This window comes from Victivallis sp. Marseille-Q1083 (assembly GCF_903645315.1).
Lineage (GTDB): Bacteria > Verrucomicrobiota > Lentisphaeria > Victivallales > Victivallaceae > UMGS1518.
Genome location: NZ_CAHJXL010000001.1, coordinates 1464114 through 1486516, shown reverse-complemented (window position 1 = coordinate 1486516; position 22403 = coordinate 1464114). Strand labels below are relative to the sequence as shown.

General features: G+C 52.6%; 25 protein-coding genes. 23 read left to right on the top strand and 2 right to left on the bottom strand.

Annotation, left to right across the window (positions count from 1 at the left end):
• Nucleotides 1-93: 93 nt before the first annotated feature.
• The 6 genes from HWX74_RS05915 to HWX74_RS05890 all read left to right on the top strand — a co-directional run bounded on the left by HWX74_RS05915 (nucleotide 94) and on the right by HWX74_RS05890 (nucleotide 9717).
• Nucleotides 94-6792 (top strand): RHS repeat-associated core domain-containing protein, encoded by a 6699-nt coding sequence (locus HWX74_RS05915; protein WP_176012673.1) that lies wholly within the window; start codon nucleotides 94-96, stop codon nucleotides 6790-6792.
• Nucleotides 6792-7319 (top strand): hypothetical protein, encoded by a 528-nt coding sequence (locus HWX74_RS05910; protein WP_176012672.1) that lies wholly within the window; start codon nucleotides 6792-6794, stop codon nucleotides 7317-7319. Before HWX74_RS05915 ends, HWX74_RS05910 begins: the two co-directional genes overlap by 1 nt.
• A gap of 74 nt (nucleotides 7320-7393) precedes the next feature.
• The gene (locus HWX74_RS05905; protein ID WP_176012671.1) at nucleotides 7394-7927 is read left to right on the top strand and encodes a hypothetical protein; all 534 of its coding nucleotides are present in this window, start codon (nucleotides 7394-7396) and stop codon (nucleotides 7925-7927) included.
• Between the two features lie 26 nt (nucleotides 7928-7953).
• Nucleotides 7954-8460, top strand: a complete 507-nt coding sequence (locus HWX74_RS05900) for a hypothetical protein (protein WP_176012670.1) — start codon at nucleotides 7954-7956, stop codon at nucleotides 8458-8460.
• 134 nt (nucleotides 8461-8594) lie between these two features.
• Nucleotides 8595-9086, top strand: a complete 492-nt coding sequence (locus HWX74_RS05895) for a hypothetical protein (RefSeq protein WP_176012669.1) — start codon at nucleotides 8595-8597, stop codon at nucleotides 9084-9086.
• Between the two features lie 235 nt (nucleotides 9087-9321).
• Nucleotides 9322-9717: a hypothetical protein gene (locus tag HWX74_RS05890; protein WP_176012668.1), complete on the top strand. Its 396-nt coding sequence runs from the start codon at nucleotides 9322-9324 to the stop codon at nucleotides 9715-9717.
• Nucleotides 9718-10477: 760 nt separating this feature from the next.
• Here the strand turns inward: HWX74_RS05890 and HWX74_RS05885 are convergent.
• Nucleotides 10478-11374 carry a PocR ligand-binding domain-containing protein gene (locus HWX74_RS05885; protein WP_176012667.1) on the bottom strand — a complete coding sequence of 299 codons (897 nt, stop codon included), beginning with the start codon at nucleotides 11372-11374 and terminating at the stop codon, nucleotides 10478-10480.
• Between the two features lie 195 nt (nucleotides 11375-11569).
• Between HWX74_RS05885 and HWX74_RS05880 the strand changes: the two genes are divergently transcribed.
• Together HWX74_RS05880 and HWX74_RS05875 are read left to right on the top strand one after the other, a co-directional pair.
• Nucleotides 11570-12622, top strand: coding sequence for a Gfo/Idh/MocA family protein (locus HWX74_RS05880; protein ID WP_176012666.1), 1053 nt, complete (start codon nucleotides 11570-11572; stop codon nucleotides 12620-12622).
• Nucleotides 12615-13481, top strand: coding sequence for a sugar phosphate isomerase/epimerase (locus HWX74_RS05875; RefSeq protein ID WP_176012665.1), 867 nt, complete (start codon nucleotides 12615-12617; stop codon nucleotides 13479-13481). The genes HWX74_RS05880 and HWX74_RS05875 overlap by 8 nt, the downstream gene beginning before the upstream one ends.
• Nucleotides 13482-14524: 1043 nt before the next feature.
• Here HWX74_RS05875 and HWX74_RS05870 read toward each other — a convergent pair.
• Nucleotides 14525-15400 carry a ribokinase gene (locus HWX74_RS05870; protein ID WP_176012664.1) on the bottom strand — a complete coding sequence of 292 codons (876 nt, stop codon included), beginning with the start codon at nucleotides 15398-15400 and terminating at the stop codon, nucleotides 14525-14527.
• 446 nt (nucleotides 15401-15846) lie between these two features.
• Between HWX74_RS05870 and HWX74_RS05865 the strand changes: the two genes are divergently transcribed.
• The 15 genes from HWX74_RS05865 to rplO are packed head-to-tail and all read left to right on the top strand — an operon-like array spanning nucleotide 15847 to nucleotide 22399.
• The gene (locus tag HWX74_RS05865) at nucleotides 15847-16656 is read left to right on the top strand and encodes a hypothetical protein (RefSeq protein WP_176012663.1); all 810 of its coding nucleotides are present in this window, start codon (nucleotides 15847-15849) and stop codon (nucleotides 16654-16656) included.
• 12 nt (nucleotides 16657-16668) lie between these two features.
• On the top strand, nucleotides 16669-17001 hold the full coding sequence (rplV, locus tag HWX74_RS05860) for a 50S ribosomal protein L22 (protein ID WP_176012662.1): 333 nt from the start codon (nucleotides 16669-16671) through the stop codon (nucleotides 16999-17001).
• Between the two features lie 15 nt (nucleotides 17002-17016).
• Nucleotides 17017-17709, top strand: coding sequence for a 30S ribosomal protein S3 (gene rpsC, locus HWX74_RS05855; RefSeq protein ID WP_176012661.1), 693 nt, complete (start codon nucleotides 17017-17019; stop codon nucleotides 17707-17709).
• Entirely contained in the window at nucleotides 17657-18070 is a 414-nt protein-coding gene (gene rplP / locus HWX74_RS05850) for a 50S ribosomal protein L16 (RefSeq protein ID WP_176012660.1), read from the top strand. The genes rpsC and rplP overlap by 53 nt, the downstream gene beginning before the upstream one ends.
• 16 nt (nucleotides 18071-18086) lie before the next feature.
• Nucleotides 18087-18287: a 50S ribosomal protein L29 gene (gene rpmC / locus HWX74_RS05845; RefSeq protein ID WP_176012659.1), complete on the top strand. Its 201-nt coding sequence runs from the start codon at nucleotides 18087-18089 to the stop codon at nucleotides 18285-18287.
• 23 nt (nucleotides 18288-18310) lie between these two features.
• Nucleotides 18311-18589, top strand: coding sequence for a 30S ribosomal protein S17 (rpsQ, locus tag HWX74_RS05840; RefSeq protein ID WP_176012658.1), 279 nt, complete (start codon nucleotides 18311-18313; stop codon nucleotides 18587-18589).
• A gap of 20 nt (nucleotides 18590-18609) precedes the next feature.
• Nucleotides 18610-18975 carry a 50S ribosomal protein L14 gene (gene rplN / locus HWX74_RS05835; protein ID WP_176012657.1) on the top strand — a complete coding sequence of 122 codons (366 nt, stop codon included), beginning with the start codon at nucleotides 18610-18612 and terminating at the stop codon, nucleotides 18973-18975.
• A complete protein-coding gene (locus HWX74_RS05830) occupies nucleotides 18975-19319 on the top strand; it encodes a KOW motif domain-containing protein (protein WP_176012656.1) in 345 nt (114 codons plus the stop codon). Before rplN ends, HWX74_RS05830 begins: the two co-directional genes overlap by 1 nt.
• 1 nt (nucleotide 19320) lies before the next feature.
• Nucleotides 19321-19857, top strand: coding sequence for a 50S ribosomal protein L5 (gene rplE, locus HWX74_RS05825; RefSeq protein ID WP_176012655.1), 537 nt, complete (start codon nucleotides 19321-19323; stop codon nucleotides 19855-19857).
• A gap of 16 nt (nucleotides 19858-19873) precedes the next feature.
• Entirely contained in the window at nucleotides 19874-20059 is a 186-nt protein-coding gene (locus tag HWX74_RS05820) for a type Z 30S ribosomal protein S14 (RefSeq protein WP_176012654.1), read from the top strand.
• Nucleotides 20060-20078: 19 nt separating this feature from the next.
• On the top strand, nucleotides 20079-20474 hold the full coding sequence (gene rpsH, locus HWX74_RS05815) for a 30S ribosomal protein S8 (protein ID WP_176012653.1): 396 nt from the start codon (nucleotides 20079-20081) through the stop codon (nucleotides 20472-20474).
• Between the two features lie 26 nt (nucleotides 20475-20500).
• The gene (gene rplF / locus HWX74_RS05810; protein WP_176012652.1) at nucleotides 20501-21034 is read left to right on the top strand and encodes a 50S ribosomal protein L6; all 534 of its coding nucleotides are present in this window, start codon (nucleotides 20501-20503) and stop codon (nucleotides 21032-21034) included.
• Between the two features lie 18 nt (nucleotides 21035-21052).
• Nucleotides 21053-21415, top strand: coding sequence for a 50S ribosomal protein L18 (rplR, locus tag HWX74_RS05805; RefSeq protein ID WP_176012651.1), 363 nt, complete (start codon nucleotides 21053-21055; stop codon nucleotides 21413-21415).
• Nucleotides 21416-21427: 12 nt separating this feature from the next.
• Nucleotides 21428-21937, top strand: coding sequence for a 30S ribosomal protein S5 (rpsE, locus tag HWX74_RS05800; RefSeq protein ID WP_176012650.1), 510 nt, complete (start codon nucleotides 21428-21430; stop codon nucleotides 21935-21937).
• Between the two features lie 18 nt (nucleotides 21938-21955).
• A complete protein-coding gene (gene rplO / locus HWX74_RS05795; RefSeq protein ID WP_176012649.1) occupies nucleotides 21956-22399 on the top strand; it encodes a 50S ribosomal protein L15 in 444 nt (147 codons plus the stop codon).
• The last annotated feature ends 4 nt before the right edge of the window (nucleotides 22400-22403 follow it).

Below are 22403 nucleotides of genomic sequence, written 5' to 3'. Positions count from 1 at the left end.
GATTGAAATATTTTATGTATTATTATTTTGATTGATTACGCTTTTTATCTGTGTTTTATTGCTAGTGATTTTTAACAAAGGGCAAAGGGAAAGATGGGATTACTGAAATCGTTGTTAGCGATGTTTGTCTTCGGCTTGACATGCAGCATTTTGATCGCCAATGAAAATAATCCGCCGCTATGTCCGCCCCATGATTTTTTTAATGTGCCGATATCCAAGAATTGCAGTGGCAGCGTTCGCCTCTTATCCGCCAGGAATGTCACCATAAAGCAATATACCAATTATTCGCCAAGCTGGGTGATCGAATGTTCCTGTGGCTACTACTATGTTTCCAAGAAATGCAAGCGTTGCGGATATACGGAAGTCACGGACAAACGTTTCCATCCCTGGGGGCGTTATTATCCCGGCGCCAACGGCGATGGGACCATTGGCGGTTCTACGCCGGGGACCCGTTCTTTCGGCTTGCTGGTCCGCTGCTTCGAATGCGGCTTCGAAGCGTCGGACGGCGGCACGATTACCGTAGTGCCGTACTACAACCCCACCGGTCCGGAGCCGCCGGAACCGTCTCCGCCGGAATCGCCGGCCCCGCCGTCTCTGCCGGAAGATCCGACGACACCGCCGGAACAGGAAGGTCCGTCTCTGCCGCCGTCGTCCTCCGGTGAAGTATCCATTGCGTTGAAAGGGCCGGCGGTTCCCCAGCCGATGTATGTCGATATTCACGGTTTGCCGGAGGCGGCGAAGCGACCGCAGCAGGAGGAGGAAAAGGACCAGCCCGATTCTTTTTTCCGAATTGATGTCGGCTCGCTGATGCCGAGCATTTCCGTTGCCGACATTTCGATTCCGGTAGGCAATGGCGACTTGAAACTGGAAGTGCGGCGTTCTTATCAAATTGAAAATTCCGGTGCCCCGCCGGCCGGTTTTCCGCTTGGCTTCGGTGAGGCGTGGCGCTCCAACTTTCAAGCCCGGGCCGAGGTTGGGCAACTGACTTTGATCAATACAACTTCCGGCAGTATTTTCGGCCGGATTTCCACGACGTTGAAAGTCTATGATGAAACCGGTACTGAATATGTTTTCACGGCAGACGGTATTCCGGACCAATCGACCACACAGAGCTATTCGCCGGTAACCAACGGTTTTGCTTCGGCGGCGGCTTTCGGCAGCAGCGTCGTCAGGGATTCGACGACCAATACGATTACCTGGACCAGGAAATTCGGGACGCAGTATATTTTTCAGCCGATCAACTCGGCAACATACCGTCTGGCGCAGGTGGTCGACCGCAACGGCAATGCCATCGAATACCAATATTCCACCCAGCCGGGACAGTTAACCTGGCCGGTGAAATTGGTCTATGTCCCGGCAAACGCCGACCAGTCCGCCGCCATTGCCCTGACGGTTGCCTACGGGACGGCGGGACAGATTACCAGTGTCACCGATCCGGCCGGCAACACCTACAATTACAATTACGAAATAAAAGGCGGGAAATATTTTCTGACCAGCGTTCAGCAGCCGGCAGTCGGCGTTTATGAAAACGGTACGGTGGTTTCCGAACGGCCGACTTTTCGCTACACTTATAACCTCAATCGCTCAACCATTGAATGGTGTTCGCTTCATTATTATTTTGAAGATTCGAACAGATATGCCGTCGGCAATACCAATACCGGGTACAATCTCATCAGCTCGATCACTTATCCCAACGGCAATGCTGTGACATTTCAGTATGTCAACGATATTTTATACAATGACGTGATAACGCCCCGGAAAGCCCTGGTATTGTCCCAGGTGACTTCTCCGGACGGTACGGTCAAGTTTGAACAAATGGACGCATGCGGGCCGAGATTCCGTACCGATTTGGCGAGATGCTATGACAACCGTATCATCAACCGGGTGACCGACACCAACGGCAACGTCTGGCAATATTGCTTTGAACAACCGGTGATCAGCGGGGGATTTTCGGTAACCCAGGTCAGCAGCGGCGGCGGCACGCCGATTCGCAGCAGTTTGAAGAGTTTTTCTTATGCTCAGACTCGCCGTACCTTTTTGGGAAGCCAGTCGGATAAAAGCGATAGCGGCCCGACGGCGGTTTGGGAATACGGCTTCGAAACGAATTACGCCTCGAATTTGATCCGGGCTACCGATGAGGACGGGGCCTCAATCACTTACGTTTATAATCCGCCGGTTACGACTCTGCTGCCTTCCAACGATCCGGTCAAAATCTATCCCTATCCTCAGTACAACAATACTCGCGGCGAATTGCGGTATGACTACAATCTGAAGAAATATGTCGGCAAATATTTTACCTATGATCCGACTTTCCATGTGATGACCAGCGTCAGCGATACGGATTATGCCCCGGACAGCTCGGCAGGGAGTGCCGGCGCACTCGATACGGCCAATGAGGTAAAGTCGGTTTATACTTTGGATGCCAAAGGCAATCGCCTCCGGGAAGTGACGAAAAAAGGCGGCGAGGCGGTCCGGACATTGCAATTCGAGTATGACGATTACGGCCTGGTCAAGAAAACGGTTGACGGCGCCGGGCGGGTGACGCTGTATCAGCGGCAATACACCGCTTCCGGCTGGCAGGACACGGCGACCGTCAAGGGCTGCAACGATGAATTGAACATCGTCACGGTCAAAAAATTCGATAAACGCGGTCTGCTGCTGGAGGAGACCGACGGCAACGGCAACACGACCAGTTACCAGTACAACACGCTGGGCAAGCTGGAGAAGATCACCCGGCCGGCCGTGATCAATCCGGCCACCGGACAGTCGGTACAGCCGACCGTGGAATACCGCCGGACGGTGATGGGACAGGTGGCGGCCCAGAAAGACGAGAACGGCACCTGGACTTATTTCACCTATGACAATATGTTCCGGCTGCTGTCAAAACGAATTGATGTGACCGGTTCGGATGATGTTACGGAGCAGTATACATACGATGCGGCCGGCAACCGCAAGACCTATACCGATCCACTCGGCTGCGTGACGACTTATACATATGACGGCCGCCGCCGGCTGATTTCGGAATCGCGCCCGAATCCATCCGGACCGCCGTTGGTGACAGCCTATGCCTACGGCCGTTTTGCCGGCAACGATATTTTCAGCGACAGTTGGTTCCAGCCGACCAGGGTTACCGATCCGAAAGGAATTGCCACCGAGTTGACCTATGATTCGCTGTTTCAGGTGACCAATAAGAAGCGGTCGGGAATTTCATTGGAGAGTTATGAATATGACCGCAAGGGAAACGTTCAGAAAAAAACGCTGCACAATTCGTCGCCCGGCAGCGGAGATCAGGTATTCACTTACACCTATGACGCTTTTCATCAGCCATTGACTGAATCGCTGGCCTTGACTTCCTCGGTCAATCTGGTGACGCGCTACGTTTACGACGCTTCCGGCAAACCGGTTCAATTGGTGGATGCGGAGGGAAATACGACTTCTTTTGTTTATGACGGCGCCGGGCGGCCGACGAAACGGACAGTTGACCTGGATGCGACGCATTCAGCGGTAACGGAATTGAGCTATGACGCCAATGGCAATGTGATAACGGCTGTTTTGCGCAATGGCGCGGCAGCAAACGGCAGCGGCGACCAGACCACTTCGATGCAGTATGACGCCCTGAATCGTTTGATGGTTCGAAAGGATGCGTTAAATCATACCGAATCTTTTGCTTATGATCTGGCCGGCAACCCGGTCAGGAAAACCGACAAGCTCGGCAGAGTGACGGTGACGGAATTCGACCAGTTGAATCGTCCGGTCAAGGAAACCTTGCCGGCGGTATTGGACGGCGAATCCGGGACGGTGACTTCGCCGGTGACGACGACGATTTACAACAAAAAAGGCGCCGTGCTGCGTCAGACTGATCCGCGCGGTTTTTTGACGGTCAATACTTATAACATTCTGGGACAGTTGACGCAGCAGGTGGTCGGATCCGGCAGCAGTACGCCGCTGACGACGACTTATCAGTACGATGCCAACGGCAACGTCACCCGGGAGCAGGTCATGCGCGGTTCGACGCCGTTGGTGACGCAAACGCAATACGACAATTTCAACCGGGTCATCAAGGTCATCGATCCGGAGAGCAAAACGACTTCCTACACCTACGATACGGTGGGAAACAAACTGTCCTCCACCGACGGACGCAACTATACGACGAATTACACCTACGACAAAGCGAACCGTTTGACTCAGACCCAGTTGCCGTCGGTCAGTTGCTACACTGCGGCGGACAGTGCCGCCCTGTCGGTGCGCCCGGCGACGCTGACGACTTATGACAAGGTGGGACGGGTGTTGACGACCACCGATGAGAACGGCAAGGTGACGACGAACGTCTATGACCAGGGCGGACGGAAGCTGAAAACGACCGATGCGGCCGGCGGCATCGTCGAGTACGTCTATGACGCGGCCGGCAATCCGGTCAAGCAAACGGTACGCAATACCCGGTCGGGCGGCGACCGGGTGACGGTCTGGACTTATGACTTGTTGAACCGGAAATTGACCGAAACGTTGAATCCCGGCGTCACCGGTCTGGAACGGACGACGACGAACACGTACGATGCCAACGGCAATCTGCTGTCGTTAATCCGGCCGGACGGCAAGGAAACGGGCTATGCCTATGACGCGTTGAATCGGCTGCAGATGACCGGCTATCTCGACGCGATGGAGCAGAACCGGGAATATGTCTACAATCTGAACGGACAGATTACCCAGGTGACTGAAAACACGCACCGGACCAGCTATACCTACGATCTTTTCGGTCGGGTGACGGCGGAAAAAACCTCGAAGAAAACTGGTTCGGCCTGGACGCAGCAAAGTGTTATTTCGAGCACCTACGATGCGGTCGGCAACCGTTTGACGGTCTCCTATCCGTCCGGCCGCGGCTTGAATTGCACTTACGACCGGCGCAATCTGCTGACCAAAGTAACCGCCACAACCAGCGGCGGACCGGCGAAAGAAACGACTTACAGTTATGACAATGCCGGTAACCGCATCACGATGCTGATGCCGAACGGCGTGGCGGCGGCTTACACTTTCGATGCCGCGAATCGTCAGACGAAGATCACCCATACCCGGAACGGCGTGAATTTGTATACCGCCGCCTACCGCCTGGACCGGGCCGGCAACCGGCTGCGGATTGATGAGAGCGGCTCCGGCCGCTCGAACCGGATTCTGCGCTACACATATGACAACGTTTACCGGTTGCTGAGTGAGGCGGACAGCACCGGCGCGACGGCAGTTTATACCTATGATACCGCCGGCAACCGGCTGACCAAACAGCTTGACGGCACGACGACGACCTATACCGTCAATCGGCTTGACCAGGTGACGGAAGCGAAGAACGACACCGACTTGTTGACCAGTTGGAGTTACAACCTCAACGGTGAACTGGCGACCCGGACCACCGGCGGCGTGACGGAAAGCTTCAGCTATGACCGGGCCGGGCGCCTGGTCGATGTCAGCGCCGACGGCATTTCCAGTTTCAGCGCGGTGTACGATTATCGCTGCCGCCGTCTTGCAAAAACCGAAAACGAAGTTACGGTATCATATCTTTACGATGGTGGCGAATCGGTGCAGGAATACGATTCGCAGGGTTCTTTGACAACTCATTTGGTGCGCGCCGGCGGCTACGGCGGCGGCATCGGCAGTGTGATCTATACGGAAAATGGCCTGGGTGCCGACCGGGAATATTTCCTCTATAATCTGTTGGGCTCGACAGCGGCGTTGTGCAATGACGCCGGGGCAGTGACGGCGACAAACTGTTACGGCGCCTGGGGGGTGGTCGCTTCCTCGACCGGCAACAACGACAACGAGCGGCTGTTCTGCACGAAAGAACGGTCCGCATCGCTTAAGCTTGATTATTTCGGTTTCCGTTATTACGACGGCGAGCTCGGCCGTTTCATCTCCCGCGACCCATCCGGTTACCCGGACGGCCCGAACAACTATCTCTATTGCCGGAACAATCCGGTGAATCTGATCGATGTCTTGGGGCTGGAAGCATTGGATGAGAAAACCATTCCCCTTGAGCAGACATTCTTTGCTCAACGATACAGAGCGTTGGAAGAAGAGGCTCCAGAGGACATGCAGGGCGTGCAGCGTATTAACAGTGGCAGCCAAGCCTTTATGAATTTTTATATAAGCAATATTCCTGTATTGCATGAATCTCTGACTTTTGGTGCTAAGCAGGATGCTTCAGGACGAAAACTTTCAGATGAGGAAATTGCTTGGGAGGCGGTAACTACAGCAGTCAACTTGGTGGGGAGGCTTGGTACCGCTGCCAAAAAAATCGTAAAAGAGAGTTTGGGGGGAGCCAAAGGTGCCTCTAGCTTACTGAAGCAGGGGGATCATGCTGTCGATGGTGCCAGAGTGTGGAAGCAGGGAGAGAAGGCTGCCGATGGTGCCAGAGTGTGGAAGCAGGGAGAGAAGGCTGCCGACATTAATAATGTTTCTACACAAGTTAGCCGCCTGAAAGAAAATGTGGAAAAGGGACGACTAGGAGAAATTAATGCTGGAATTGTAAAGAATACCAAACACATTCCGAGTCAGCTTCCTAATAAAGAGTACTTTATTCCTGATGGAATTGTTAATGAGCATCATTTTCAAGAAGTGAAAAATGTAAATTTTCAGTCACTTACTTCTCAATTAAAGGAGGACATTAAACATGTTGGTCCAAATGGAAGAGTTGATTTAATTATTGATGTCAGAACAAGAGTTTCAAAAACTTTGCAGGAATTACATAATGATCCACAAAATGCATTGAATATCATCATAAAAGAATTAAATAAAAAGGTAGAATAATGACTACAGAAAGAATGAATTTTTTGTCAGATTGTTTTTGTCAAAATAAAATTGCAGAAAAAGAGTTTTTCGAAGAATTACTGAAGGAATGTTTAAATTGTAGTGACATGGTCCGACCTACGGCTATCCCTTATGATAATCCTTGGTCATGGCGGGAAACTCATGTCTGGAGACTAGGAGAGGAGTTGCGTCAATTACTTCTGCAAAAGAAATTATCTCCCAAAAACAATTTGTTGTATGAATTTGTCGACACAGTTATCCGGGATAAAAGATTTGGTCGAGGCCGGCAGAGCTTTTTTATGTTGCTGCCGAAATTGAAGCGCTATGACTTTGAATTTCTGAAAGCCTCATTGTCGGACCACGATGTGGTCGGCCATGTGGTATATGCGCTTCTATGCTTAAAGGAATACCGCCTGGCGCCCATTGTCGCGGAGATGGTAAAATCCCCGGATTACGTTTGGAATCGGAAAGAAGCCGGGCGCTATATAGAGAGGGCGACCCAAGCCGCGGAACAAGCCGGATCATAAATGTCTTCCGGGTGATCCACAAGATGCATTACATATAATTATAAAAGAATTAAACAAAAAAATGGAGTAGAAAAATGATTTCCAAGGAAATGTCAACTTTATTGAAACGCTTTTGTCAAGCAGAATTGACGGAAAAAGAGCTATATAAAGAATTATTAGCTGCGTGCTTTCATTGCAGTGAGGAAATTCGACCAGATATATTCCCGAACCCAGCGGCACCTCCTTGGACATGGCGGGAATTTTATGTCTGGGCCTTGGGAGAAGAGTTGCGTCAATTACTTCTGCAAAAGAAATTATCTCCCAAAAGTAATTTATTGTATGAATTTGTCGATACAATTATTCGAGATAAAAGATTTGGCCATGGCCGACAGAGTTTTTTTATGCTGCTGCCGAAATTGAAGCGCTATGACTTTGAATTTCTAAAAGCTTCGTTGTCGGATCACGATGTGGTTGGCCATGTGGTATATGCCCTTCGGCGCTTAAAAGAATATCGCCTGGCGCCCATTGTTGCGGAGATGGTAAAATCTCCGGATTACGTTTGGAATCGGAAAGAAGCCAGGCGCTATATAGAGAGGGCGACCCAAGCCACGGAACAAGCCGGAGCATAAATATCTTCTTGGAAAGGACGTTTCTTGTGTGTGAATATCTCAAAATGGTTGGCAGGCCGCAGGATGATCCGGAAGTGATTGCTTTTATGCAAAAATATGATTGGAAAGGAAGATTTCAAAAATCGGCTGGTCGGGATATTGTAGCGCTAAGGAAGCACGGCATCGAATTACATTTTGAAGATTCAACTTTCACTGCCATACATTTGATTGGGCCTAAAGGTTGCGAAGGTTTTCGTCCTTTTCAAGGAGAGCTGCCATTTGAAATTACTTTTCAAAGTTCTTATGAAGATTTTGAAAAGCAATTCGGAAGACCAGACCTGAAATATGGTAAAAGAATTCTTAAATTCCCTCATAATGGATCTACAATAGATCTTCCACCTATAGTACGTTATGATTTGGAGAATTTTACAATGACGATTGGATTTAGAGATGATAGTTTTCAAAATATTACGGTGATTAGTTTTATCGCTCCAGCTTATGTGCCAGATATCAAACTGGTTAAAAGTCTTAACAAGAAGCATGTCTTAAAATAATCGGCAGGCCGCAGGATGCTCCGGAAGTGCTTGCTTTCCTGCAAAAATATGAATGAAAGAAAAGGAAGTTGAAATAAGAATATGAATCATTCTTTATAGTTTGATTCAACCCAGGTAAGGTTAAATATCTTAACATGTGTGAATATCTCAAAATGGTTGGCAGGCCGCAGGATGATCCGGAAGTGATTGCTTTTATGCAAAAATATGATTGGAAAGGAAGATTTAAAAATTCGGCTGGTCGGGATATTGTAACATTGGCGAAGCACGGTATAGAATTACAATTTGAAGATTCAACTTTAATTGCCATGCATTTGGTTGGGCCTAAAGGCTGCGAAGGTTGTCGTCCTTTTCAAGGAGAGCTGCCATTTGAAATTACTTTTCAAAGTTCCTATGAAGATATTGAGAAAAAATTGGGAAAACCAGTCCTGGAATATGGTAGTAGTTGTCTCAAAATTCCCTATGGAGACGTAATAGATTTTCCACCTATGATATTTTATGATTTCGGGAATTATATAATGAAGATTAAATTCAAAGATGATAATTTTCGAAATATTCTGATGATTAGTTTTTTAGCTCCAGCTTATGGACCGAAGATCATAAATGAAAGAAAAAGGAAGTTGAAATAAGAATATGAATCATTCTTTATAGTTTGATTCAACTCAGGTAAGGTTAAATATCTTAACATGTGTGAATATCTCAAAATGGTTAAAAGTCTTAACAAGAAGCATGTCTTAAAATAATCGGCAGGCCGCAGGATGCTCCGGAAGTGCTTGATTTCCTGCAAAAATATGAATGACAGAAAAGGAAGTTGAAATAAGAATATGAATCATTCTTTATAGTTTGATTCAACCCAGGTATAACATGTGTGAATATCTCAAAATGGTTGGCAGGCCGCAGGATGATCCGGAAGTGATTGCTTTTATGCAAAAATATGATTGGAAAGGAAGATTTCAAAAATCGGCTGGTCGGGATATTGTAGCGCTAAGGAAGCACGGCATCGAATTACATTTTGAAGATTCAACTTTCACTGCCATACATTTGATTGGGGCTAAAGGCTACGAAGGTTTTCGTCCTTTTCAAGGAGAGCTGCCATTTGAAATTACTTTTCAAAGTTCTTATGAAGATTTTGAAAAGCAATTAGGAAAACCAGACCTGAAATATGGCACAAGAAGTCTTAAAATTCCCTATGGAGCCACAGCAGAGCTTCCACCTATGGCACGTTATGATTTAGATAATTTTTATAAGTTATTATCGTGATGTTTTGGTCGCCTCTCATTTGCTGTTGGTTTTAGAACAAGAAGATTATTGGGTTAATTGGATCAAGAAGTCGATTGACGAATGGGATCAACAGCGTTCGGTAAATACTTACCTTAGTCTTCGTGCCGGAATGGGAAGTTTTTACGATTTAAGTTTTGCAGGGGAAAATAGCTGGCAGCGCAATAAACTATTGGATATTTTCAAAATATAACTTATTTTCTTGCTCTTTTTTATCGGGAGAGTGGTGAGGTTGGCTTGGAGAAGGTTGAAGAGAAATTGATCAGTGATAATACTCTCCTGGATCAGAAGTTGTTGTTAGTCGTTTTTCAGGCTCTGAAAGATGGAACTCTATGTGATCTGGTTCGAAAAATAGAAGGCATCGAACCGGAAACACTCCAAAGTTGATGGCCGGGGAATGACCAAATCACCGGAAAGGAGATGGGTGATAGAATAAGAACAGTGAAAAAAGAAAATTTTCATTTGGACGAAAGGACTTGTTTACTAATGGTTTCCGAAGAAATGTCAGTTCTATTGAAACGCTTTTGTCAAGCGGAATTGACGGAAAAAGAGCTATATAAAGAATTATTACCTGCGTGCTTTCATTGCAGTGATGACTTTCGACCAGTTGTTTTTTCGTCTACAATTCCTTGGACATGGCGGGAATCTTATGTCTGGGCATTGGGAGAAGAGTTGCGTCAATTGCTTCTGCAAAAGAAATTATCTCCCAAAAGTAATTTATTGTATGAATTTGTCGATACAATTATTCGGGATAAAAGATTTGGCCATGGCCGACAGAGCTTTTGTATGAATTGCCGCATTTGTCTTTTGAAATCGCCGTACGGCGCCATTCGCTCGGTGTGCAGCCGCGGCGCTGCCGGAAAACCCGTGAAAAATAGTGGTTGTCCTGGAAGCCGGCCGCTGCGGCGATTTCGCCGATGCTCAATTCCGGGTGGCGGCGAAGCAGTTGTTCAGCCCGGTTCAGGCGTTTGCCGGTCAGCAGTTGCTTGAAGCTGCAATGAAAATGCTCCCGCAGCCAGTGAGTCAGGCCGGAGACGCTGCAGCCGGCGTAACGGGCCAATTGGGCAAGACGGATGTCGTCACACAAATGTTTTTCCAGGTAGTGTTCGATCAATTCCCGCCGGCGGTCGCCCCGCCAGCCGACCAGTTCCCGGGTGACGATGTAGTCGACCAGCATGTGGAACAATCCTTTCAAATCGTCCAATTCCGCCTCGCTGAAACCGGGCAGTTGTTCCCAGGCCGCCTGTAAGGTTTCGTCGGCGAAAACCGGCGGCCGGGCGGCCCGGGGCCGGAATTGACCGATCATGATATAGCCGGCGATCTGGCCTTCGGCGAAAACCGGCGCGATCATTTCTCCCAGCCCGGCATGGCAGACATAGCATTCAATCTGGCGCGAGCGCAAGCTGGCCTGCTGCATTCTGGCATCCAGATAATGACACTGCCGCCGGGCATGGAAACGCTGCTGAATCAACCGGCAGTAATCGCAGTTGCCTTCCTGGCGCCGCCCATCGTCGAGCGGCGTGCCGTCGGCGGCGAAAAAGACCGCCCGTACTTTCATCACGGCGGCAAAGTGATCGAGCAGCCGTTGCACCTCCGGTCGCAGAATCAATTCCAATGGCAAAGGCGGTTGAGATGGCATCCGGTGAAACTCCCGTCAGGGTTTTTGGTAAATAAAATGGCATAAATTGCTGGAAAATCTACTTGATTGCCAGGAAATCCATTGTTTTTTCGATGGCGTTTCGGTATACTTAATCATTAAAGTTCCGGTTTGCTGCGTGGAGAAACGGAATCCGGAAAAAACGGACAGTCCAAATCAATGGAAGGAATGACGAGCATGGAAAAAGTCAGAATCGGCCTGATCGGCCTGGGGTTCATGGGAACGACGCATTTCGGCATTTACCGCGATCTCGCCGCCGCCGAAGTGGTCGCCGTCGCCGATGTCGATCCGGCCAAGCGGGCCGGCGATGTCAGCAAGGTGGTCGGCAATATCGGCGGCGGCGACAATTCCCGGTTGCTGGATTTGGGCGGCATTGCCGTCTTCGACGACGCACTGGATTTGATTGCCAGTCCGGATGTCGATGTAGTCGACATCTGTGTGCCGACCAACGATCACGCCCGTTACGTTCTGGCGGCTTTGGCGGCCGGCAAACACGTTTTCTGTGAGAAACCGTTGTGCCGCAACCGGGAGGAAATGCTGGCGATCGCCGGGGCGGTCCGCCGTTCTCCCGGATTTTTCAATGTCGGCATGTGCATCCGCGCCTGGCCGGAATATCGCCATGCCCGCGAATTGTACCGTTCCGGTGCGATCGGCAGAATCCGGACCGCCAACTTTACCCGCCTGTCGCCGTCGGTCGACGGCAACGCCTGGGAAAACTGGTTCATGGACCCGGAACGCTCCGGTGGCGCGCTGCTCGATCTGCACCTGCACGATACCGATGCGGTCTGCTATTTCTTCGGCCGGCCGGAGACGGTATTCGCTTCCGGCGTCAAAGGGGTGGTCTCCGCCGGCGGCGTCGACCATGTGGTTACCAGTTACCGTTATGGCGACGGCGCTTTGATCGTTGCCGAGGGGGGATGGGATCTGGCCAGACAGGCCGGATTTGAAATGGGCTTCCTGCTGGTGACGGAACGGGCGACATTGCGTTTTTCCGCGGCTGGTTATCAGATCTACTGGAACGACGGTCGGGTTGAAACGCCTCAAGTGGCCGATCCGGCTTTGCCGACCGGCTGGCATCGGCAGCTCGCTTATTTCGTCGATTGCGTGAAAGAAAATATCGTGCCGGACCGTTACCAGACTCTTGAGCAGATTCTAGACTCTTACGCGGTCATACTGGCCGAAGCCAAATCGGTGGAATCCGGAATGGAAGAAAAGGTGGAATATGTATAAAGCATTGAATTATTGGGTGTTCGGCGGATTTTCCGGGGAACGCACACCGTATGAGTTTATCGATTTTGCCGTCGAACAGCGGCTCGACGGCGTTGAGTTGACGGTCGGAGATGCGCTGCCGGTCGAGATTACCGAGGAAGAGTGCCGTAAAATTCGCGCCTATGCCGATGCGCACCGGATCGGCTTGCGGACGCTGGCGACCGGTTTTTACTGGGGGTGTTCGCTGGGGGCCGGCGAGGAGGCCGAACGGCAGCAGGCGCTGGCCTTCACCCGGCGTTATCTCGAAATCGGCAGTTGGATTGGCGTCGAAGCGGTATTGATGGTGCCCGGCGCCACCCGGGTGGCCTGGGAACCGGCGAGACCGGTATTGCCCTATCGGACGGTGTGGGATCAGTCGGTCAAATCGTTGACCGAACTGGAACCGCTGGCGCGTCGTCTCGGGGTAGCCATCGCGCTGGAAAATGTCTGGAACCGTTTTCTGCTTTCGCCGATGGAGTGGCGTTATTATCTCGATCAATTCCGGTCCGAATATATCGGCAGTTATCTGGATGTCGGCAACTGCTGTTATATCGGCCGGCCACAGGATTACGTTGAAATTCTGGGGTCGCGCATCAAGGCGATTCACCTTAAGAATTTTGTCGAGAATGACTGTTGCGGCGGCCTGCACGGCTTTGGTGACGACCTGCTGGAGGGAGCGGTCGATTTCCCGGCCTTGTTTGCGGCATTGCAGGAAAATAATTACAACGGCCCGTTGACGGTGGAAATGATTCCGTTTTCACGTCTGCCCGATCTGGTGTTGCCGGATTTGCCGTTGGCCGAACGGGTGGCCGGGCAACTGCGGAATTTGCCGCGTAATTGAAGCGAATTCAAACAGTAAAAAACCATCGCTCCGGGTCGTACCCGGACGCGGTCCAGCGGGCGGACACCGCTGGTCGCTCCGGCTTCACCGGAGCGAAGTTATTCTTCAGAAGCGCCGGTATTTCCGGTGCTTACCGCCAGCCCACCGGGCGGTTGCCGAGAATTGTCAGCGGTCCGACAAGATTTCAGCGGTAAGCTGAAATCGCGAAGCTTGTGGTCGGGAATGTTATAGGTCCCAATAAAAAATCATCGCTCCGGGTCGTACCCGGACGCGGTCCAGCGAGCGGACACCGCTGGTCGCTCTGGCTTCACCGGAGCGAAGTTATTCTTCAGAAGCGCCGGTATTTCCGGCGCTTACCGCCAGCCCACCGGGCGATTGCCGAGAGTTGTCAGCGGTCCGACAAGATTTCAGCGGTAAGCTGAAATTGCGAAGCTTGTGGTCGGGAATGTCATAGGTCCCAATAAAAAACCATCGCTCCAGGTCGTATCCGGACGCGGTCCAGCGGGCGGACACCGCTGGTCGCTCTGGCTTCACCGGAGCGAAGTTATTCTTCAGAAGCGCCGGTATTTCCGGCGCTTACCGCCAGCCCACCGGGCGGTTGCCGAGAATTGTCAGCGGTCTGACAAGATTTCAGCGGTAAGCTGAAATCACGAAGCTTGTGGTCGGGAATGTCATAGGTCCCAATAAAAAATCATCGCTCCGGGTCGTACCCGGACGCGGTCCAGCGGGCGGACACCGCTGGTCGCTCCGGCTTCACCGGAGCGAAGTTATTCTTCAGAAGCGCCGGTATTTCCGGCGCTTACCGCCAGCCCACCGGGCGGTTGCCGAGAATTGTCAGCGGTCCGACAAGATTTCAGCGGTAAGCTGAAATCGCGAAGCTTGTGGTCTGGAATGTCGTAGGTCCCAATAAAAAACCATCGCCCCGGGTCGTACCCGGAGCGATGGTTTTTTATTGTTTGAATTTGTTTCGTTCGCCGGCCTCCGGGACGAATGTCCGTTATGCGGGCCGTATGATGCAAAAAAAACTTATCCATGCTGTAAAATCATAATTCGCTGCGGTGTGGAATGGAGTCTGCGGCGCCCGGCCGGCTGACTGTGATTGCCGAGGCCCGACTGGCCAGCTTCAATGCTTCCGGCAGCGGCATGCCTTCCAGTATGCCCGCCAAAAGATAACCGATGAAGGTGTCGCCGGCCGAGGTGGTGTCCACCACTTTGGCGTCGACGGCCGGTTCCCGCCAGATTTGCTCCTTTTCCCGGGCGATGACGCCATCCTTGCCGATGGTCAGAATGATCACTGTATTCGGAAAGCGCCCGGACAATTTGGCCAGAATTTCTTCCGGCGGCGTGACGCCGCTCAACCCGGCTCCCTCGATTTCGTTGACGATCAGGTAATCGACCAGCTCCAGCGGCAATGCCCCGGCGTCTTCCGGCGAAAACGGTGCGAAGTTGAAGGCGAGCCGGCAGCCGGCGGCGTGCGCTTTGCGCATAATTTCGGGCAGCGCGTTGATCTCGTTCTGCAGCAGCAACAAGCCGCCGGAGGCCGCATCGACGACCCGGTCGATCTCCGCTGCCGTCAATTCGAAATTGGCGCCGGGGAAGAGAATGATGGAGTTCTGGCCGTCGGCATCCACCTGGATGATCGCATGGCCGCTGGCGCCGGCGCTGGTGAACAGCAAATCGGTGTTGACGCCGGCCTTTTCCAGCGTTTCGCGCAGCAGCGCTCCATCCGGACCGATTTTGCCGGCATGGGCGACTTTTGCCCCGGCTTTGGCCAGCGCGATCGATTGGTTGCCGCCTTTGCCGCCGGCACCGACCAGCCGGCGGCGGCTGTGCAAGGTTTCTCCCGGCTGTACCATATGGGGAACTTCGTAGACGTAATCGATGTTGAGGGAACCGAAATTTACCACTGTTTTTTCCATAAATGCCAGATCCTGTTCAGAGGGTTGCCGCCGAAAGCCGTCCGGAATTCCCGGATGGCTTTCGGCGTTTCATCGCTTTGAAAGTTCAATGAATAACGATAACACCTTCGGCGGCGGAATACAACCGTAAAGCGCCGCTTCCGTGAGAAAAAATTGCCGGACGAAAGAAAAACTTCCCGAAGTAAAACCGGTGACAACCGTTTCGTCTTGAAGCAGTTTGCCGATTGCGGAAAAAGCGGGAAAAATGCCGGTCGGCGGATGAAAAAAACAAAAAGAATGCTATAGTATAAAATCTGACTCAGTGTTCAAGAGGTTTATTTATTTATATAATCTTGTATATAAACGGGTTAAAAATGAACAAACGGCAAAAGCCGTATTGGAAAATCGTGCGTTGTCCAAAAAAAAGGCAAATATTTGCCGGGAAAAATTGGACAAACGCATTGATTGTGTTTATTTTATATACTCTGCCGTTGTCGATTCCCGCGGGACGCGCGGCGGCGGAAACGGTGGGCGGTTCGCTGGAACCGGCCGGTGCGACGGTGCGTCTGGAACTGAAAGATGCTGTTCAGTTCGAGACGGCGGCGCGCCAGTTGGATGAGTTGAACAGCCTGCGGGAGAAGGTGCGCGTTCAGGAGCAGGAGCTCGGTTCGCTGCGTGCCGAAAACAGCCTGCTGAAGCAGGAGATGGTTGAAATTGTAGATAAGTTCCAAAAGCAGGATGCGGAATATCGGCAGCTGCAACTGGGAATCGCGGGCGCATTGGCAAAAGGGAAGTTGCCGGCGGCCGATGAGCGGTTCGTTCAGTTGGTGCGGATGCTGAACGATATTGCGGAGAGCGGCGTCAGCCTTGCGCTGAAGTCGGTCGAATTCTGCGACGAAGTGGATTCAGTTTTGAAAGCACTTCCGATGGAAGCCAAGGAGATTGCTGGTCTGCGGCTGAAACGGGATGCGCTGAAAACCGAATCCCGCAAATTCAGTGCGTTGGCGGGTCGCGATCTGGCGGAGCGTTCGGTGAAAAAAAGCCGGATACTGGCGGTGAATCGCGATCTCCAGGTGGTCGTACTGCCGGTCGGATCGATTCATGGTGCGTTCAATGGATTGATCTTGAAAGCCTCCGGGAAGGAGGAGGCTGTCCGGCTGAAAATTGTTTCGACCCGGCCGTTCGTTTCGGCGGCGGTGGTGGAAGCGGGCAATATCGACGACCTGGCTCCCGGTATGGAGGTCGTGACTGATTTAGAAAATCAAACGAGAGAGTAGTAGAGAGCTGTTATGGAAGTTAGAGCTTTAACGAAGAATGTGCGGATTTCTCCGGAAAAGGCCCGTCATCTTTCGCGGCTGGTGCAAGGCAAACCGGTGGTGGAAGCGTTGGCGATCCTGGACTTGAGTCCGCGCAAAGCCGCAGAGCTGCTGGGCAGGACGTTGCGTTCGGCCGTGGCCAATGCGGAAAATAACTTTGAATTGGACCGGAAGGATCTGCGGGTCAAGAGCGCCGTGGTCGATCCGGGTCCGATGATCAAGCGTTTTCGTCCGAAGGCCCGTGGTTCCGCCGGTAGAATCCGTAAGAGAACGAGTCATCTGGAAATCGTATTGGCTGATATCTAATAAGGGGATTATATCGTGGGACAAAAAGTTAATCCGATCGGATTGAGAACAGCACTGACCAAGGATTGGGACTCCCGCTGGTTTGCCGGCAAGGAGCAATTCGGCAAGTGGCTGCATGAGGATTTGGCCATCCGGAAATACATCCGGGGAAAATTTGCCCAGGCGGCGATCGCCCGGGTGAAAATCGAACGTTCTACGACGCGGGTGCGCGTGACGATTTTTGCGGCGCGTCCGGGTTTGTTGATCGGTAAAAAAGGCGCGGAGCTGGACAATCTGCGGCAGGAAATTGCCAAGATGACCGACAGCAAGGACGTTTTCGTCGATGTCTCCGAAATCAAGCGTGCGGAGGTCAATGCGCAGCTGGTGTCGGAAAATATTGCTTTGCAGTTGGAACGCCGTATCGGTTTCCGCCGGGCGATGAAGCGGGCGATCCAGACGGCCATGGAAATGGGCGTCGACGGGATCAAGATCCACTGCGCCGGCCGGCTGGGCGGGGCGGAGCTGGCCCGCAGCGAGCAGTACAAGGAAGGACGTGTGCCGCTGCACACGCTGAAGGCTAATATCGACTACGGTTTTACCGAAGCGAACACGACCGCGGGTAAGATTGGTGTGAAAGTATGGATTTGCCATAAAGAGGCAACGGAGGATCAAGAATATGCCATTAATGCCAAAAAGAGTAAAGTACAGAAAGGTTCAGCGCGGAAGTAACGCTGGTCTTTCTACTAAGAATAATAAGATTGACTTTGGTGATTTTGCTCTGCAGGCGGTTACGCGCGGTTTTCTGACGAACAACCAGATCGAAGCGGCCCGTATTGCGATCAACCGTCACCTGAAACGCCGCGGCAAGGTGTGGATCCGGGTGTTTCCTTACAAGCCCTTCACCAAGAAGCCGCTGGAAGTGCGTATGGGTAAGGGAAAAGGTAACGTCGAAGGCTGGATGGCGCCGGTGAAGCCGGGCCGGGTATTGTTCGAAGTATCCGGCTGCAGTGAAGTGGTGGCCCGTGAAGCGATGGCCCGTGCCGCGAACAAGCTTTCGTTGCGCTGCAAGTTCCTGGCGCGGGAACAGTGAGTGAAGGTGGACAACTATGAAAATCGATAAAATTCGCGAAATGTCGGATGCGGAACTGGAAAGCCAGAAGAATGAGCTGCTCCGCGAGAAGCTCACGCTGCGGATTCAGAGCCGGACCGGCCAGTTGGAAAAAACCGCCCGGATGCGGGAAGTGCGTCGCGACATTGCTCGGATTATGACCGAACAGACCGCTCGCAGCGTCAAGGCGAACGGTTAAACAAGAGACAGGATTGACTAGCAATGAGTGCAGTTGAAAATACCAATCAACGTGGCAACCGCAAAGAGCGGGTCGGCGTGGTGACCAGCGATGTGCAGAACAAGACGATCGTCGTCGAAGTGCATCGCCGCACCCCGCATCCGCTGTACAAGAAGGTTGTGAAGGTCAGAAAGAAATTCACCGCGCACGATGAGCAGAACGAAGCGAAAAAAGGCGATACGGTCCGGATTGTCGAAACCCGTCCGTTGAGCAAGAACAAACGCTGGCGTCTGGTTGAAATCATCAGTCGTTCCGCGGAATAACGGAGCGGGAGAGTAGCACTATGATTCAAATGCAGACTAAGTTGGATGTTGCTGACAACTCCGGAGCGAAAAGCATTGTCGCCATCACGGTTCTCGGGCAGGCGAAGACGTTTGCCGGCGTGGGCGATATTGTAACGGCGGCGGTGACGGAAGCGATTCCGGACGGCAGTGTGAAAAAAGGACAGGTCGTCAAGGCGGTGATCGTCAGAACTGCGGCCAAGATCCGTCGTCCCGACGGCTCCTACCTGCGGTTCGACAAGAACGCGGCGGTGATCGTCGACAACCAGAAGAACCCGGTCGGGACGCGTATCTTCGGACCGGTGGCTCGTGAATTGCGCGAAAAAGATTTCATGAAGATCATTTCTCTGGCGCCGGAGGTATTGTAATGAAGAAGTATCACGTCCAAAAAGGCGATGCCGTCGTGGTCAACGCCGGAAAATGGAAAGGTGAGAGCGCCACGGTTGAAGTGGTTTTGACCAAGAATGATCGGGTGGTGCTCAAATTGGCCGATCTCAACGATGAAAAGCGCAAAAAAATCGGCATGCGCACGGTAAAGAAAAACCGCAAGAATCAGACTGCCGGCGGGATGATTGAGCGTTCGGTTTCGGTTCATGTCTCCAATGTGACGTTGACGCCGGAAGCCAAACAGGCCAAGCTGGACAAGAAAGCGGCGCTCCAGGCCAAGAAGAGCCAGGCGCGCGCGGCAGCGGCAGCGAATGGAGTGAAGTAAAATGCCTGATATGAGCAAAAAGTACAGGGATGAAGTTCGTCCGGCGCTGCAGGCACAGCTCGGATTGAAGAACGTCATGCAGATTCCGAAGCTGGAAAAGATCGTCATCTCCACCGGGATGAAATCCTCGGCGGAGCGCGATGCCTTCAGCGAAGCCAGGAAGCATCTCGCGGCGATGACCGGCCAGATGCCGGTGATCACCAAGGCCCGGAAGAACGTTTCGAACTTTAAATTGCGCGTCGGGATGCAGATCGGCGTGATGGTGACGCTGCGCGGCGCCAGAATGTATGAATTTCTGGATCGTTTCGTGCACAATGCGCTGCCGCGCGTTCGCGACTTCCGCGGTATTCCTTCGAGCGGTTTCGATGGCCGCGGCAACTACAACGTCGGTATCCAGGACATCTCGGTTTTCACCGAAGTGGATCCGGATAAGCTGAAGTATCCGATCGGCGTCAACATCACGATGGTGACGACGGCGGAGAACGACGACGAGGCGCGCGCGCTTCTCAAACTGTTGGAAGTTCCGTTTGCGGAATAAGGAAGGACTTTAAACGATGGCGAAGATTAGTTTGATTGTAAAGAGCGAACGCCCCAACAAGTTCAAAGTTCGCGAATACACTCGCTGCAAGGCTTGTGGTCGTGCCCGTGCTTATATCCGCAAGTTCCAGCTCTGTCGTATCTGCTTCAGAGAACTGGCTTCCAGCGGTAAAATTCCGGGCGTAACCAAGGCCAGCTGGTAAGAACAGGAGTTGTGACAAGATGAGTATGCAAGACCCGATTGCCGATATGATCACCCGAATCCGGAACGCCGGTGCGGCGGCCTTGAAAAAGGTCGAAATGCCCAGCTCGAAGATGAAGGTGGCGATTGCGGCGGTGATGAAGCAGGAAGGGTATATCGCCGATTATGCCGTCAGCGAAGACGGGGTGAAGAAGACATTGGCGATTGACCTGAAATATTATAAGAATAAACCGGTTATCGAAGGGGTGACGCGCGTCAGCAAACCCTCCTGCCGGACCTACTGCGGCGCGACGGAGATCCCGAAAGTCCGCAACGGGCTCGGAACGGTGATTTTGTCCACGCCGAAAGGCATTCTGTCCGGCCGCGAGGCGGCGCTGGCGAATGTCGGCGGAGAAATTCTCTGTTATATCTGGTAATTTTTTAGTGTAAGGATAATACAAACATGTCTCGTATAGGTAAGAAACCGATTCCGGTGCCGGCGGGGGTCACAGTGACCATTGCCGACGGGACCGTGACGGTCGCGGGCAAGGAGAAACTCCAGCTCGCACTGCCGCCGAAAGTGGCGGTGGAGATGAAGGACGGACACGTTCTGGTTTCGCAGGTGGAGGACACGCGTACTTCCAGCGCGATGCAGGGCTTGGCGCGCAGCCTGATCAACAATATGGTCATCGGTGTTTCCCAGGGGTTCAAGAAGGAGCTGCAGATTATCGGCGTCGGTTACAAAGCGCAGATATCCGGCAGCAAACTGGTGCTGAACCTGGGCTATTCGCATGTGATCAATTACGATGTGCCGGCCGGCGTCAAAGTGACGGTTGCCGACAACGTCAAGATCACCGTCGAGGGAGCCGACAAGCAGTTGGTCGGCGAAACCGCCGCCACCATCCGTCGGTTCCGCAAGCCGGAGCCGTACAAAGGCAAGGGCATTCGCTATGTCGATGAGCAGATTACGCTCAAAGAAGGCAAATCGGTCGGTTAAGGTTGAGGTAAAGTACTTATGGCTGTATTTACGAATAAAGACAGACGGATGCGTCGGCATCTTCGCATCCGTAAAAAGGTCGCTGGCACGGCGGAACGTCCGCGCTTCTGCGTCAGCGTGACGACCAATCACATCTATTGCCAGTTCATCGATGACGTCAAGGGTGCGACGCTGGCGTCGGTTTCGACACTGGATGCGGCGTTCAAGGCGGCCGACGGCCGTCCGAACCTCGACGGCGCCGCGCTGCTCGGCAAGATGGCGGCGGAACGCGCTTTGGCGGCGAATGTCACCGAAGTGGTTTTCGACCGTTCCGGTTTCCAGTATCATGGCCGGGTGAAGGCAATTGCCGAAGCCGCCAGAGCGAACGGACTGAAATTCTAGAAGGAGCTTGAAATGGCGAAACGTGATAATATGAAAGCTCAGGATGAGGTCTTTCAGAACGAGCTCGGCGAAAGCGTCATCAGCATCAACCGCTGCAGCAAAGTCGTCAAAGGCGGCCGCAACTTCAGTTTCGGCGCGCTGGTGGTGGTCGGTGACCGCAACGGCAAAGTCGGCTTCGGTTACGGCAAGGCCAACGAAGTGGCCGACGCGATCCGCAAGGGCGGCGAAAGCGCCCGCCGCAATTTGAAGACGCTGCCGATGCACGGCGCGACGTTGCCGCACGCGGTGGAAGTCAAATTCGGCGGCGCGAAGGTGCTGTTGAAGCCGGCGAGCGCCGGCACCGGTTTGATTGCCGGCGGCGCGGTCCGGGCGATTCTGGAACTGGCCGGCGTCAAAGACGTGCTGGCCAAATCGCTTGGCGCGAGCAACTCGGTGAACGTGGCCAAGGCGACGTTCAAGGCGTTGGAGGCGCTGTCCAGCCGGGACGATGTGCTGGCGAAGCGCGGCGTGGAAACGATTTAAGCTTGGAAGGTTTTTACAATGAAGTTACATGAATTGGCTCCGACGCCGGGTTCCCGGCATCCGCGCAAGCGGGTGGGGCGTGGTGACAGTTCCGGCTTGGGCCGGACCTGCGGCCGCGGCGAAAAGGGACAGAAATCCCGTACCGGTTCTTCGATCCGGCCGTTTTTCGAAGGCGGTCAGATTCCGCTGTTCCGGCGTCTGCCGAAGCGCGGTTTCAACAGCCCGGACCATATCGAATACAATATCGTCAATTTGAGCGTGCTGGATGAGCATTTCGCCGCCGGGGAAGTGGTCGACAGCGAGGCTTTGAGCGCCAAAGGTTTGCCGGGCAAAGCGGACCGGATGCTCAAGATTCTCGCCAACGGCGAAATCACCAAAGCATTGACGGTAAAAGCACATAAATTCTCGGCGGCCGCCAAAGCCAAAATCGAAGCGGCCGGCGGCAGTTGCGAACAGATCTAAAGAG